Origin of the sequence: Candidatus Enterococcus willemsii, from assembly GCF_009933335.1 — a bacterium.
Classification (GTDB): domain Bacteria; phylum Bacillota; class Bacilli; order Lactobacillales; family Enterococcaceae; genus Enterococcus_F; species Enterococcus_F willemsii.
Genome location: NZ_MAEL01000002.1, coordinates 12,386 through 27,402 on the forward strand (window position 1 = coordinate 12,386; position 15,017 = coordinate 27,402).

A 15,017-nucleotide genomic window follows, 5' to 3' on the forward strand; every position below is an offset into this window, starting at 1 on the left:
GTTCACTCCTTAGAATTTACGCTTTATCTAATTCTTCTTTAAAACGACTATTTAAAACTTTTAAATAGGTCCCTTTCATTCCTAATGATCGAGATTCGATAATTCCCGCAGATTCTAATTTTCTCAAGGCATTAACGATTACTGAGCGTGTAATACCAATTTCATCTGCAATATTTGAAGCAGTTAAGCGTCCCTCATCGCCTTCTAGTGCATTAAAGATAGCTTGAACAGCTTTTAATTCACTATAAGATAAGGTATTTACTGCCATTTGAACCGCCGTTGCACTACGAATATCGTCTTCAATGTTACGTGAAGTTTGGTAAAGAATTTGCATACCAACAACCGTTGCACTGTATTCTGCCAATACCAAATCATCATCACTAAATGAATCATCAATTCTCGATAAGATAATTGTTCCTAATCTTTCTCCCGCTCCAAAAATTGGAACAACTGTTGTCAATCCATTTGGATATAATTCACGAGATTCAATTGGAAAAGCAGTCATATCACTTTCAATGGTAATATTCGCTTCCGTTGCATGTAGGTTATCAACCATATCTGTATAGGTTTTAGGAAATTGTTTTTCCACAAACATATTTTTTACTCGTGCATTGTTTACATCATGTTTTTCATTGAACCCTAACAAGCTACCATCACTACTAATAATGTAAGAGTTACTATCCAAAATATCCCCTAAAATATTTGCCATTTGGTTGTACGGTAAATCTGAAGCCGTACTAAATGTATTCTTTTGTTGTAACAATTCATTAATCTGTCTAGTTTTTTCTAAAAGTGTAGTCATTTTTTTCTCCTTTTTTATAGAATATAACGACTCAAATCCTCATTCATAGCAATGTCCGATAATTTATCATCTACATATGCTTCTGTAATTGTAATTTCAGCCATTTGCATATCTGACGCCTCAAATAATAAGTCTTCTAAAAGTTTTTCTAAAATTGTGTGTAATCGACGGGCACCAATGTTATCTGTATCGCGATTGACTTGATAAGCAATTGCTGCCAAACGCTCGATTGCTTCCAGAGTAAAGGTCACTTCCACATGCTCTGTTGCTAATAAAGCGACATATTGTTTAATCAGTGCATTATTTGGTTCTTTTAAGATCTTCACGAAGTCTTCTGCTGTTAAATCATCTAGCTCTACGCGAATTGGGAAACGACCTTGCAATTCAGGAATCAAATCACTTGGTTTTGATAAGTGGAATGCACCTGATGCGATAAATAGGATATGGTCTGTTTGTAATGCCCCGTATTTTGTGTTTACTTGTGAACCTTCCACGATTGGTAAAATATCACGTTGGACTCCTTCACGAGAAACTTCGCCTGATTGTTGTGATTTCGATGTCACTTTATCAATTTCGTCAATAAAGATAATTCCACTTGATTCTGCTAAGCGTAACGCTTCACTGTTAATATCTGCTTCATTTACTAATTTCGATGATTCTTCTTGAATTAATAATTCACGTGCTTCTTTAACAGTGACCGTTCGTTCTATTTTCTTTTTGGGTTTCAAAGATCCTAGCGTTTCATTCAAGTCAATACCCATTTGCTCTAACCCATTATTCATCATTGGCATTTGCGTTTTTGGTTCATCAATTTCAATTGTCACTTCACGATTGTCTAAGACACCACGTTCCAATTGTTCAAAAATAGTTTGACGATTGACACGAATTTCATCTGTTAATTCTTCTTTTGGTTCCTCTGTTTTTTGCATCGTATTGAACATATTCATCATTTGTTCATATGGATTACCTGACGATTGTTTTTGTTCTTTTTTAATACCTGGAACTAGGACTTTTGCCAAGCGTCGATTGGCTTTTTTCTCTGCCTTTGAACGAACATTACTATATTGTTCTTTTTGTACAATTTGAATCGCATTTTCGACTAAATCACGAACCATTGATTCTACATCACGACCCACATAACCGACTTCTGTAAATTTTGTTGCTTCGACTTTAACAAAAGGTGCTTTAACAATTTTTGCTAAGCGACGCGCAATTTCCGTTTTCCCGACGCCTGTCGGTCCAATCATTAAAATGTTTTTAGGTGTCACTTCTTGTTGCATCTTTTCATCTAGTTGTAAACGACGGTAGCGATTACGCAATGCAACTGCAACTGATTTTTTAGCTACTTGTTGACCAACAATGTATTGGTCTAATTCAGCAACGATTTCTTTTGGTGAAATATTTTGATTCATCATATAACTAACATTCCTCTACAATAATATTATGGTTGGTAAAGACACAAATATCAGCAGCGATATTTAAGGCATTTTCAGCAATTTCTTTGGCAGATAATTCATCACTGGCGTATTTTTTCATCGCTCTTGCAGCAGATAATGCATAATTCCCACCTGAACCAATTGCTAAAATACCATCATCTGGTGTAATCACTTCACCCGTACCTGATACTAATAACATTTCATTTTTATTCATTACAATCAACATTGCTTCTAATTTTTGCATCGATTGTTTAGTGCGCCATTCTTGGGCAAGCTCAACAGCAGCACGCTGTAAGTTGCCATTATATTCATTTAATTTACCTTCAAATTTTTCTTCTAAGGTAAAGGCATCTGCCACACTTCCGGCAAAACCGACAACAACTTCGCCATTATAAATACGTCGAACTTTTCTTGCCGTTCCTTTCATAACGATTTGTTCACCCATAGTGACTTGTCCGTCACCAGCCATTGCAAATTTGCCGTCTTTTTCTACGGCACAAATAGTTGTTGAATGAAATTGTGATTCCATTGTGTCTCCTCCTAAATATAGAAAAGCAAAATAAACGAACGCGTTTATTATGCCTGTATTTTATCTTACTTTTACGCCCTCGGATGGAACTGACGATAATTTTTCTGCAGACTTTCTTTTGTCACATGTGCATAAATTTGGGTCGTAGACAAGTTAGCATGTCCCAGTAATTCTTGAACAGTCCGCATATCTGCACCATTATTTAGTAGATGCGTCGCAAATGTATGTCGTAGCATGTGGGGATGAATATTACTGTCTAAACTACTTTTTCTTATCACTTGATTTAAGGCATATTCGATTCCCGTTGAGGTAATCGGATCACCTAAGCGATTGACAAAAGCAAAGGAATGCTCTTTATGAAATTTGGTCATTAGTTGCTGACGACCTTCATTAAAATAAGTCGTGAGTGCTTCTTGCGCATAGACACCAAACGGAACATAGCGTTGTTTATTCCCTTTCCCGTGGATTAACAAGACACCACTTTCCCAATCAATCTGTTGCAGTTCTAATGCGGCACATTCACTGACACGCAATCCTGATCCATAAAGAATTTCTAACAGCGCGCGATTTCGTTGCTGTAACGGCTCAGATCCCTCGACACTTTTAAAGAGCGCCTCCATTTCATTCTCATAAAAAAAACGGGGCAATTTAATGTTTTTCTTTTTCAAATGAATATATGAAAAAGGATTCTCAGCAATTACTTCTTGCTTTAATAAGTACTGGTAAAAAGAGCGTAAACTTGCTATTTTTCGACTAATCGTATTACGACTATATTTTTTTTCATGGTCATTCAAAAACGACAAATAAATACGTACGTCGCGATAGTCTACTTCAAGATAATTACCGCCACCATTATCCGCTAAAAAATCAAAGAATGCTTGAATGTCTGCCTGATAGGCAATCTGTGTTTCTTCTGAATAGCCTCGTTCAACAATCAGATAACGGAAAAATTCATGTGACCAATCGCGTTTAATCATGTTGTATTTCCTCCATCCTAGATGAATTTAACTTTAGCATAGACCAAATAAAAAAACAATTGAATTGTCAGAATTTAACTAATATTTGTAAGAGAGGTCACAATTAAGAAAATTCTGTAAAAATTTCTTCAATTTTCGTGTAAGAAAAGACGTTCACTAAGTCAAAAGAACTCATCATCGTGAACGTCTTTACTCCTATTCTACTTCGTCTACATGTTTTTGAGCGGTTGTTTCATTTGTTGCTTTATTTTCAATCGCTTGAACGATTTCTTTTGTTCCTTGTTTCGTCGCCATTGTTTCATTGATTAAGCCGACTAAATCCAAGCCAGTTGTTTCTTTAATTGTATCAAAGGTACGTGCTAACCCAGCACCCCCCATTTCGTGAACACCATCACCATTCCCAAAACTAACTACTTTGTCAATATTGCTAATTGGGGCATTGACTTCTTTCGCCACTTCTGGTAAAACTTTGATGAATTCCATCAAGATACCTGCTTCATTAAGTTTTTGTAAAGCCAATGCCATTTTTTCTTTACTTTCAGCTTCTGCTTGACCAACTTTGGTAATTTTATCCGCTTCTGCAGCACCCATTTTTTCAATTCGTTGGGCTTCTGCCTCTGCTGCTAAGCGAATCTTCTCTGCTTCGGCTTCGGCTTTCGCAATTTCGCGTGCTTTTTCCGCTAAAGCATTTTGTTCCATGACATATTTATCCGCTTCTGCCTTCTTACGAACAGTTGCATTTAATTCTTTTTCACTCAATTCTGCTTGTTTCTCTTGAATTTCGATATTTTTCTCTTGCTCAATTAAACGTACTTTCATTTTTTCACCGGTTGCTACTTGCTCAGCTTTCGCATCTGCTACTTCTTGTTCTTGCTTATATTGTGCTTGTTTTAATTGCATATCTTTCGTCGCTTCTGCAATTTCTGTTTTACGACGAATCTCTTCGTGTTGTGCTAATTGCTCATTCTCAGCTTGTTTAATTCGTGTTTCACGTAAGGCATTTGATTCGGCTACTTCAGCATTTTTCTTTACTTCAGCAATTTGTGGACGACCTAAAGCTTCTAAATAGCCATTCGGATCTGTCACATCTTTAATGGTAAATGAAACAATTTCCAAACCCATTTTACGTAAATCAGTCGATGCGACTTGTTGGACTTGTTCCGCAAAATCATCACGATTTTTGTAAATAGCTTCCACAGTCATCGTTCCTAGAATTGCACGTAAGTGACCTTCTAACACTTCTTGCGCTTCATCTTCTAGTTCTGATGTCGATTTCCCTAAATATTGTTCTGCGGCGGTTTTAATCGATTCCACACTATTGCCCACTTTTACTAAGACCGTTGCACTCGCTAAAATAGGCACACCTTGCTCTGTATACACTTCCGGTGTACCAATTTCTAGTTTGTGCGTTAACAAGCTCAATTTATGTGCTTTTTGAACGATAGGAATAACAAACGTCCCACTGTTTTTTAGGATTTTAATTCCTTCTTTTCCTAAAAACGACCCTGTCACAATTAATGCTTCATCTGGTTTACCAATCCGATAACGAATCATTAAAAATGCAATAATTGCAACAATTACCACTACACCTAAAATAATTGACATAAACATACCATCTAACACATTTACCACTCTCCTCTTTTATAAATCCTCTCTCTGTACAACCAAAGCAATTCCTTGCGCATCAAACTCGATAATCAGCACTTGGGTTCCTTTTGGCAGTAAGATATCCTTTTCGCGATCTTCCTTTCGGTATAATTTTGCTGGGTAAGAAGATAGTGCAGTTCCACTTCCAATCTCCAGTACTTCGCCAACCGAATCGCCCACAATTCGAGTCACTAACTCCCCCATCAAGAAATCGTCCTCTTTTAACACATTATTTTTATTTTTGTCTGTTAATTTGTTATATAAAAACAATAGTGGTGAAAAAAGAAGTGTCAATAATAGATAGACAGCTAGAAAAGCCAGAATAAACAAGAAGGACCAAAGCAACCACTGCATATACATTGGCTGGTTTTCAGTCATTGTGGTTATCTTTTCAATAATGGATATTATCATTTACATTTCCTCCTCGTACAGGAATCTTACACTATTAATGATAGCGCATCCCTTTCGTTCATTCAAGATTTTTTAGAAAGATACTTCTTAGGACCTACCAAGCGCACAAAAAACATCAAGTCGGTAACCGACTTGATGTTTTTGCGTACTTATCTTCTTAATTCAGTTTTTTTGACTTCTAAACTTTCTAATGCACGATTCGCTAACGTTTCATAGCGTAATTTTTTGTCTTTAATCCGTTCAGGAAGTTCTGGTAATAACCCAAAGTTGGCATTCATTGGTTGAAAATGCTTGCCAGAAGCATGGGTAATGTAATAAGCCAGACTTCCAATTGCAGTTTCCTGTGGGAAAATAGTTGGTTCCTCATCTTTTGCCAAACGAGCAGCATTAATACCCGCAATCAATCCGCTAGCTGCACTTTCAACATAGCCTTCAACACCGGTCATTTGGCCTGCGAAGAATAAATCGTTACGTAAACGAGATTGATAAGTCTGTTGTAGCAACTCTGGAGAATTCATAAAACTATTACGATGCATCACGCCATACCGAACAATTTCCGCATTCTCTAATCCTGGAATCATTCGGAAAACGCGTTTTTGTTCTCCCCATTTTAGATGTGTTTGAAAACCAACAATATTATACAAGGAAGCGACTGCATTATCTTGTCGTAACTGAATAACAGCGTAAGGACGTTTTCCTGTTTTTGGATCTTCCAAGCCGACTGGTTTCAATGGACCAAAGAGCATCGTTTTACGACCACGTTTTGCCATCACTTCAATCGGCATACAGCCCTCAAAGAATTTCTCTTTTTCAAACTCTTTTAAAGGAGCTACTTCAGCTGCAACCAATTCATCGTAAAACGCATTGAATTCGTCTTCAGTCATTGGGCAGTTTAAGTAGGCTGCTTCCCCTTTATCATAGCGAGATTTTAAATAAACTTTGTCCATATCAATCGTTGATTTATCAATAATAGGAGCAGCGGCATCATAGAAATAAAATCCTTCTGAACCATTAAAATCTTTAATCGCTTGAGCCAGCGGAGCTGATGTCAACGGACCAGTCGCAATGATTGTGATACCTTCAGGAATTTCTGTTATTTCTTCTTCAACCACGGTCACTAATGGATGCTCTTTCACCCGTTTTGTAATCAACTTAGAGAACTCATCACGATCGACTGCTAGAGCCCCACCTGCTGGAACAGCGGTCTTATCAGCAGATGTGATAACAACCGAATCCAAACGACGCATTTCTTCTTTTAATACCCCCACTGCATTCGTTAAATTATTGCCTCTTAAAGAATTTGTACATACTAATTCTGCAAAATTACTTGTATGGTGTGCTTCCGTCATTTTTACTGGTCGCATTTCATATAAAGTGACTGGCACACCAGCTTGTGCTACTTGCCAAGCTGCTTCACTACCAGCTAAGCCGGCACCAATGATATTAACAGTTTTCATAATATTCTCCTTTTTAATGAACTCAGCTAACTATAATCTTTGTCTATTTTTGTACGTTTTCCTCATAGTCTCCCTGTGGACAAATAATTTGTTTGCCACCTTTGACTTTTTTCTCAACTAAATAATGATCACATTTTGGACAATTACGACCAATTGGTTTATCCCAAGAAGTAAATTCACATTCTGGGTAACGGTCACAGCCATAAAAAATGCGATTTTTCTTAGATTTTCTTTCAACTACTTGTCCTTTATGACATACCGGACACTCGACACCAATTTCTTTAACAATTGGTTTCGTATTGCGGCATTCTGGGAAATTGCTACATGCATAGAATTTTCCATAGCGACCTAATTTGATTACCATTGGATGTCCACACAAATCACAGTCAAAACCAGCTGGTTCATCTTTAATTTGGATTTTTTCAATTTTTTCTTCTGCTGTGTCTAACTCTTTCGCAAATGGTTTGTAGAATCGATCAACCACTTTAATCCAATTTTCTTTTCCTTCTTCTACTTGGTCAAGGTTATTTTCCATCTCAGCTGTGAAATGTACATCCACGATTTGTGGGAAGAAATCCTCAATTAAGGTATTGACAATTTCACCTAATTCGGTTGGTTCAAAACGTTTTTGTGCTAATTTAACATAATAACGTCGTTGAATAGTTTCTAACGTTGGTGCATAAGTAGATGGGCGACCAACACCATTTTCTTCTAATGTACGAATTAATGTAGCTTCACTAAAACGTGCTGGTGGTTGTGTAAAATGCTGTTTTGGCTCAATATCAACAGATTCAACTTTTTCACCGATTTCTAAATCTGGTAAAATGTTTTCTTTGTCTTCTTTTCCATCATCGCGACCTTCAACATAAACTTGCATAAATCCTTTAAATTTGACTTTTGAACCATTTGCAATGAACTGTACACCATTTTGTTCAAGTGTCACTTTCATCGTATCTAAAATCGCCGGTGTCATTTGACTTGCTACTAAGCGCGACCAGATTAATGTATATAATTTCAATTGGTCTTTATCTAAATATTGCGCCATTGCTTCCGGTGTTCGTAATGCACTGGTTGGACGAATAGCTTCATGGGCATCTTGTGCGCCTTGCGCATTTTTTAGTTTTTTACCGCCATGAGCCGCAAATTCTTTCCCATAAGTACTTTCAATGAATTCTGTCACTTCAGATTTTGCAGTATCCGAAATACGCTTCGAGTCTGTACGCATGTAGGTAATCAAACCAACTGTTCCTTGTTTACCAAGCGAAATACCTTCATACAATTGTTGAGCAACCATCATGGTCTTGCGCGTTCGAAAATTTAGTTTTCGAGCAGCTTCTTGTTGTAAACTACTTGTAGTAAATGGCGCTGCTGGATTTCTTTTACGCTCTTTTTTTTCGACATTTTTGACTTCATATTCTTTACTAGTAATTCGTTTGGTAATTTCTTTGACACTTTCAGCGTTTGGTAATTTTTTCTTTTTACCATCCACACCCCAGAAATTAGCTTTGAATTTTTTACGTCCTTTTTTGAAATTACCATCGATACTCCAGTATTCTTCTGGTTTAAAATCGCGAATTTCTTTTTCACGGTCAATAATAATTTTTAATGCGACTGATTGTACACGACCTGCACTCAAACCTTTTTTCACTTTACGCCATAAGATTGGGCTAAGAGAATACCCCACCAAACGATCTAACACACGTCTAGCTTGTTGAGCGTCGACCAAATCTAAATCAATCGACCGTGGTTCTTTAAAGGCTGCTTTGACTGCATCTTTAGTAATTTCATTAAATACGACACGATTTTTATCTTTTAAATCTAATCCTAGAAGGAAAGCTAAATGCCAAGCAATCGCTTCCCCTTCTCTATCCGGGTCACTTGCGAGATAAACTTTTTCAGCTTTTTTGGCAGCTGAGCGCAGACTTTTGATAACATCGCCTTTGCCTCGTATCGAAATATAATGTGGTTCATAATTATTTTCGACATCAATCCCCATTTTACTCTTAGGTAAATCACGAATGTGTCCCACACTGGCAACAACTTTATAGTTTCTACCAAGATATTTTTCAATTGTTTTTGCTTTTGCAGGTGATTCGACAATCACCAAATATTTATAGGCCATACATAAATGGCTCCTTCCTAACAAAAATTCCTACTATATAATATGCGCTGTTTTATTCACTAAATCGTAGCTTATCATATCGATAAGAATTTCTTTTGTCAAGAACCGAATCTAAAAGTCCAACAAAATTGAGAGAAATTTAGGGTAATTCTTCTAAAATATCTTGAATGGAACAAACACATTTCGCACCGTCTTGAATCAGACGATGACAGCCATTTGACTGACCTGATAAAATTTCTCCTGGAATCGCAAAGACTTCTTTTCCATACTCTAATGCTAATTGTGCTGTGATTAGAGAACCACTGCGCTCTTTCGCTTCAATCACACAGGCCCCTTGACTCAATCCAGCAATAATCCGATTACGCATCGGAAAATGATGGCGTTGAATTTTGGTCCCCTTGGGATATTCACTTAAAATCAAATGGTTGCGACGCATTTCTAAAAAAATACTGGCTACTTCTCTTGGATAACATAAATCCAAGCCACAACCAATAACACCAATCGTGTGACCACCTGCATGTATCGTTAATTCATGACTATACTGATCAATTCCTTTTGCTAGACCACTGACAGTCACAATATTTTGTTGCACAATACGAGGAATGAGTTGGTACAAGACTTGCAACCCATATTTCGACGCATCTCTGGCACCAACAAATGCCAATTTGCGATGCTGCAATAACTCTAGATTCCCTACATAAAATAAAATTAATGGCGCTTGATAAAAATGCTGCAAATCCCCTGGATACTCTAGTGAGAGCCAAGTAATAAACTGTTGTTTGCGGGCTTCTTGCTCTAACCATGAGTCAGAAATTTCAGTCCAACTTTTCTTAAATACCGCTTGATACTGCGTAATCCCTGCAATGCGAATAATTTCTTCTACAGAAAAAAATGTCTTTTGGTATTGTTCAGCAAAGGAAACGATTTTCCACTTGCCACTAATCCCAATTCCTTTACAATAAGTTAATTTAAAAATCAGTTGTTCAATTGGTTGCAATAGATGAAAATCCATTACTTTTCCTCCCTTCCTATTTAAAGATACGCTTTTTTGTCTAAAAAACTTGAGTACTTAAAAAAAAACGTTTATGATGAAGGATGTGCAATAAACAAGAACAAGTAACCAATTTATTATATAAGGAGTGATTCGCATGGCAATTCAATGGTTTCCTGGACACATGGCCAAGGCCAGAAGAGAAGTCAGTGAGAAATTAAAGTACGTCGATATTGTATTTGAATTAGTTGATGGACGTTTACCAATATCTTCTCGAAACCCAATGTTGGACGCGATTTTACAACAAAAACCACGTTTAGTCCTAATCAATAAAGCCGATTTAGCTGATGCCCAACAAACAAAAAAATGGGAGAGTTATTTCAAACAAAAGGGCTATTATGTCTTAGCAATTAACGCCCAAGACAATAAAGGCGTCAAAAATATTGTGCCTAAATGTAAAGAAGCGTTGAAAGAAAAAATCGAGCGTAATCGTCAAAGAGGAATCAAACCTCGTGCCATTCGTGCCATGGTCATCGGTATTCCGAATGTGGGTAAATCAACTTTACTCAATCGTCTTGCTGGCAAAAAAATGGCACAAACAGGAAATAAACCCGGGGTAACCAAAGGACAACAATGGTTACGTTATGGCAGTGATTTAGAATTGTTAGATACGCCCGGAATTTTATGGCCAAAATTTGAAGACCAAGAAATTGGTAAAAAACTAGCGCTGACTGGTGCTATTAAAGATCAGCTATTGCATTTAGACGATATTGCCATTTATGGTTTAGATTTTTTTGCTCGTTATTATCCAACGCAATTAATGCAACGTTACCAACTATCTGAAGAAGATATGGAGTTGCTAGCACCTGATTTACTAATGAAAATTACCGAAAAACAAGGATTTCGTGACGATTATAATCGTGGAAGCGAGCGTATCATCCATGACATTCGTCAAGGAAAACTGGGTCGCTATACATTAGATCGTTGTGAAGAAGTAGGTTATGAAGATGAAGCCTGAATCTATTGCTAAGATTAAAGAACGCTTGAGCACTTGTTCCTCATTAGAAGACCCTTATGTCCTTACGTTACAAGCCGATGAGCGATTAGGGGTACAAAAATTGCTTCTTCAATTAGAGAAACGTTTGCAAAAAGAACAAGCTCTAAAAGATAAATCGATTGAAATGCAACAATTTGAATTGACTGGCTATCAAAATGGCCATCGATTCATTGCTGGAATTGATGAAGTTGGGCGTGGTCCATTGGCTGGTCCAGTTGTAGCGGCTGCCGTTATTTTACCTAAAGACTGTCAAATTTTAGGATTAAATGATTCCAAACAACTATCTGAAAAAAAACGCGATGCCTTAGCAGCACAAATTAAAGAACAAGCACTCGCTATTGGGATTGGAATTGTTTCGCCCGAACAAATTGATGAGTTAAATATTTATCAAGCCAGTCGCACAGCAATGACGCAAGCTGTCGCACAATTAGCTACACAACCAGATTATTTACTAATCGATGCCATGACACTAGATTTACCCATTCCTCAAGAAAAAATTATTAAAGGCGACGCGCGCTCGATTTCAATTGCTGCAGCAAGTATTATCGCAAAAGTCTATCGTGATGATTTAATGAAAGAATATCACCAACTGTATCCGCATTATGGTTTTGATAAAAATGCAGGCTATGGCACAAAAACACATTTAGAAGGGTTGGCAACTCACGGGGTGACTCCTATTCACCGCCGAACGTTTGCACCGGTTAAAAATTATCTTAACTAACTGGAAGAAATCATTTCTTCCAGTTTTTATGTGCAAAAAAGCACTCAGTCGAAACTGAATGCTTAAATAAATTTGATATGCGGAAATGGATAATAGACAAAACGAGCAATTCCCAAAACATCTTCACTTGAAATCGCGCCAAATGAACGACTATCTTTTGACACACGGCGATTATCGCCCATTACAAAATAACTATCTTTTCCTAATTTTTCGACACCCATTAACTCTGAAAAAGTAAAATCATACGTGACTGGAATCGTATCTTGATCCTCTTTCACCCGTTCTTCTAAAAATGGTTCTTGAACAGCTTCATCATTGATATACAACTGGTCATTTTTATAACTAACAGATTCCCCTGGCAAGCCAATCACTCGTTTAATATAGGTAGTACCATCAGATAACTGAAATACAACAATATCAAATCGCTTAATCTTGGAAATTTTTTCAACGAGTACCATATCTCCTTGACTCAAGGTTTCTTCCATCGAATTTCCACCAACAGGTAAAGGAATTAGCAAGAATCCTCGAATTAGCAAAGCGATAGCACCCGCAACGAAGGTATATTTGATAATCATCCAGATATATTCAAAGAATAGTTCTTTTATCCAAGTTTTGTTCTGTTTCATTCTTTAGACTCCGTCAAGACCTCAACAGCTTTATTGTATATCTGATCGTTTTCTTGAAGTTGGGTGGCCACATCAATTTCAATTAGTACAGCCGTCTCACTGTTGACTTCACCTGTCACGGTAATATTTTTTTTCGCTTGAAAATCTCGAATGGCTTCTTCAGTTGTATCGTTGAATGTATTACCAATTGTTTCATATCCCAAGGCGTTTAAGAAAGTATTCAAATTACTAATTGTTTCTGATTCGTCCCCTTTTTTCAACGTACGATCTTTTGGCAATGGTGGGAAATAAGCATATTTTGGAAAATCAGCTTTGATTGTTGGTTCCAAACCTTTCTCATTCACCCATTCCTCATTTGGTGTCAACCACTTTTGTACTGTCATTTTGATTTCACTTTGATCACCAAAATCACTAACTGTTTGAACGGTGCCTTTACCAAATGTTGACGTACCAATAATTGGGATATCGGCAGATTCTTTAAGTGCTGCAGCAAATATCTCTGAAGCAGAAGCACTACCACCATCTACTAATACCGCAACAGGTTCTTTGACTTTAAACCCACCATCTAGTTCTTTTGATGCTTTACTTTCCCCAAGCACTTTGTCGTCTGTCGCAAATTTAACAATCGTTTGACCGTCTTCTAAAAACATACTTGCCATCATTTCAACTTGATTCAAATAACCACCTGGATTTTGTCGTAAATCAATGACAAAAGAAGTGGCGCCTTTTTTCCGTAAATCTTGAATGGCTTCTTTTAACTCTTTTGCTGTACTTTCGTTGAAACTAGCAATCTGAATTTTACCTATATGCGTTTGTTTATCAATTTCTGTTTGTAAAGAAGCTATCGGGATTTCTCCTCGAGTAATCGTCACATCAAATTGCTCTTGATTACGTTCAATGGTTAAGGTTACATCCGTTCCCTTTTTCCCTCGAATCGTTTGTACGACATCTGTTAATTCTTTCCCGTTTGTTTCTTGATTATCTACTTTCAAAATCTTATCGTGTAATTTCAAACCGGCTTTTTCAGCTGGACTACCTTTAATTGGGGCTTGGGCAACCTCGGGTATCCCTTCTACTAAACTCAATGTCGCACCAATTCCTTCAAAACTATCTGAAAGAGAATTATTTAGTTCAGTAGCTGCTTCTTTTCCTAAATATGTCGTATAAGGATCATCTAAGGCATCCGTCATTCCGGCTAAGGCACCTTCAATTAGGGCATTTTTATCGACTTTTTTATAATAATTCTCTTGAATCGTATGGTACAATGCGTGTACTTTTGCAAGTTCGTCTTGTGATGCCTCTTCAGAGCTTGACATGGTCGCTTGATTCATGAGCATATAGACGCCACCACCAGAAATAATTGCCACGCAAATTAACGAGATGATGTATCGATGAAAAGGAATTTGCTTATTCATCCTGTCCCTCCTGTTCTGTCTGATTTGTATTATACTATAACAAAAAAGAAGTCAAAAGTCTTAACTCTTTTCACTTCTTTCTTGGTGGTCATTGATTATTTTCTACATATTTTTCCCAAATTCGATCAAAAACGTCCATATTTTCCAGATAGTTCACACTTAGTTCCAAATAACTTGAAATTTCATCGTAATCATCCGAATGTTTCGGGAACTGGATATCATGACTGGCATCTGTCGCAAAGATTTGTTCCTCGTCTAAATGACTCGGTCCTTTTAGCGTCATCAAATAGTGATAAAAACTTCGTCTCATATCCTCACCACTGTTCCTTTAAAAAGGCCGCTCGACGGGCATGGCTACGTTCAAAGTTTGCAGGATTTTTTTTATAATAATCCTGATGGTATAATTCTGCCGGATAAAACGTTGCAGCAGGTTCAATACTAGTCACAATCGGTTGATTGAAGCGCCCAGAATCTTGCAAGGCTTGTTTGCTTTCTTCTGCTATCTTCTTTTGCGCTTCATTAAAGTAAAAAATCACTGGGCGATAGTTGTCGCCACGGTCTTCAAATTGACCAAATGCATCCGTTGGATCGGTTTGTTGCCAATAAATATCCACTAGTTCTTTAAACGAAATTATTTCTGGATCAAAAATAATTTCTACCGCTTCTGTATGACCGGTTGTATGACTACATACTTGTTCATATGTTGGATTTTCCACATGTCCTCCAGTATAGCCAGACATTACGGAATGAATCCCCGGTTGCTCATCAAACGGTTGTACCATGCACCAAAAACATCCTCCAGCAAAAATTGCTCGTTCCATTACTA

15 protein-coding genes are annotated in these 15,017 nt (G+C 37.2%); 2 read left to right on the plus strand and 13 right to left on the minus strand.

What is annotated here, in order from left to right; genetic code table 11:
* Positions 1-16: 16 nt before the first annotated feature.
* The 9 genes from codY to dprA form a co-directional block, all read right to left on the minus strand.
* Positions 17-802 carry a GTP-sensing pleiotropic transcriptional regulator CodY gene (gene codY / locus BAU17_RS00080; RefSeq protein ID WP_161900787.1) on the minus strand — a complete coding sequence of 262 codons (786 nt, stop codon included), beginning with the start codon at positions 800-802 and terminating at the stop codon, positions 17-19.
* A gap of 14 nt (positions 803-816) precedes the next feature.
* Entirely contained in the window at positions 817-2,214 is a 1,398-nt protein-coding gene (gene hslU, locus BAU17_RS00085) for an ATP-dependent protease ATPase subunit HslU (protein ID WP_202622246.1), read from the minus strand.
* 7 nt (positions 2,215-2,221) lie between these two features.
* Positions 2,222-2,767: an ATP-dependent protease subunit HslV gene (hslV, locus tag BAU17_RS00090; RefSeq protein WP_161900789.1), complete on the minus strand. Its 546-nt coding sequence runs from the start codon at positions 2,765-2,767 to the stop codon at positions 2,222-2,224.
* A gap of 71 nt (positions 2,768-2,838) precedes the next feature.
* Complete coding sequence (gene xerC / locus BAU17_RS00095; protein WP_161900790.1) at positions 2,839-3,744, minus strand: tyrosine recombinase XerC; 906 nt, start codon at positions 3,742-3,744, stop codon at positions 2,839-2,841.
* 195 nt (positions 3,745-3,939) lie between these two features.
* Positions 3,940-5,355, minus strand: a complete 1,416-nt coding sequence (locus BAU17_RS00100; protein WP_161900829.1) for a flotillin family protein — start codon at positions 5,353-5,355, stop codon at positions 3,940-3,942.
* A 30-nt stretch (positions 5,356-5,385) separates the two neighbouring features.
* Positions 5,386-5,802 carry a hypothetical protein gene (locus BAU17_RS00105; protein WP_231475088.1) on the minus strand — a complete coding sequence of 139 codons (417 nt, stop codon included), beginning with the start codon at positions 5,800-5,802 and terminating at the stop codon, positions 5,386-5,388.
* Positions 5,803-5,951: 149 nt separating this feature from the next.
* Positions 5,952-7,259 carry an FADH(2)-oxidizing methylenetetrahydrofolate--tRNA-(uracil(54)-C(5))-methyltransferase TrmFO gene (gene trmFO / locus BAU17_RS00110; RefSeq protein ID WP_161900791.1) on the minus strand — a complete coding sequence of 436 codons (1,308 nt, stop codon included), beginning with the start codon at positions 7,257-7,259 and terminating at the stop codon, positions 5,952-5,954.
* A 43-nt stretch (positions 7,260-7,302) separates the two neighbouring features.
* Entirely contained in the window at positions 7,303-9,381 is a 2,079-nt protein-coding gene (topA, locus tag BAU17_RS00115; RefSeq protein WP_161900792.1) for a type I DNA topoisomerase, read from the minus strand.
* 139 nt (positions 9,382-9,520) lie between these two features.
* On the minus strand, positions 9,521-10,393 hold the full coding sequence (gene dprA / locus BAU17_RS00120) for a DNA-processing protein DprA (RefSeq protein ID WP_161900793.1): 873 nt from the start codon (positions 10,391-10,393) through the stop codon (positions 9,521-9,523).
* Between the two features lie 136 nt (positions 10,394-10,529).
* Between dprA and ylqF the strand changes: the two genes are divergently transcribed.
* Positions 10,530-11,390 carry a ribosome biogenesis GTPase YlqF gene (ylqF, locus tag BAU17_RS00125; protein WP_161900794.1) on the plus strand — a complete coding sequence of 287 codons (861 nt, stop codon included), beginning with the start codon at positions 10,530-10,532 and terminating at the stop codon, positions 11,388-11,390.
* On the plus strand, positions 11,380-12,150 hold the full coding sequence (locus tag BAU17_RS00130; protein ID WP_161900795.1) for a ribonuclease HII: 771 nt from the start codon (positions 11,380-11,382) through the stop codon (positions 12,148-12,150). The genes ylqF and BAU17_RS00130 overlap by 11 nt, the downstream gene beginning before the upstream one ends.
* Positions 12,151-12,212: 62 nt before the next feature.
* Here BAU17_RS00130 and lepB read toward each other — a convergent pair whose 3' ends face one another.
* From lepB to msrA, 4 genes are all read right to left on the minus strand, one after another.
* Positions 12,213-12,776: a signal peptidase I gene (gene lepB / locus BAU17_RS00135; RefSeq protein WP_161900796.1), complete on the minus strand. Its 564-nt coding sequence runs from the start codon at positions 12,774-12,776 to the stop codon at positions 12,213-12,215.
* Positions 12,773-14,191: a S41 family peptidase gene (locus BAU17_RS00140; protein WP_161900797.1), complete on the minus strand. Its 1,419-nt coding sequence runs from the start codon at positions 14,189-14,191 to the stop codon at positions 12,773-12,775. Before BAU17_RS00140 ends, lepB begins: the two co-directional genes overlap by 4 nt.
* 88 nt (positions 14,192-14,279) lie before the next feature.
* Entirely contained in the window at positions 14,280-14,501 is a 222-nt protein-coding gene (locus BAU17_RS00145; protein ID WP_161900798.1) for a YozE family protein, read from the minus strand.
* A gap of 4 nt (positions 14,502-14,505) precedes the next feature.
* Positions 14,506-15,012, minus strand: a complete 507-nt coding sequence (gene msrA, locus BAU17_RS00150) for a peptide-methionine (S)-S-oxide reductase MsrA (protein WP_161900799.1) — start codon at positions 15,010-15,012, stop codon at positions 14,506-14,508.
* Positions 15,013-15,017 lie beyond the last annotated feature (5 nt).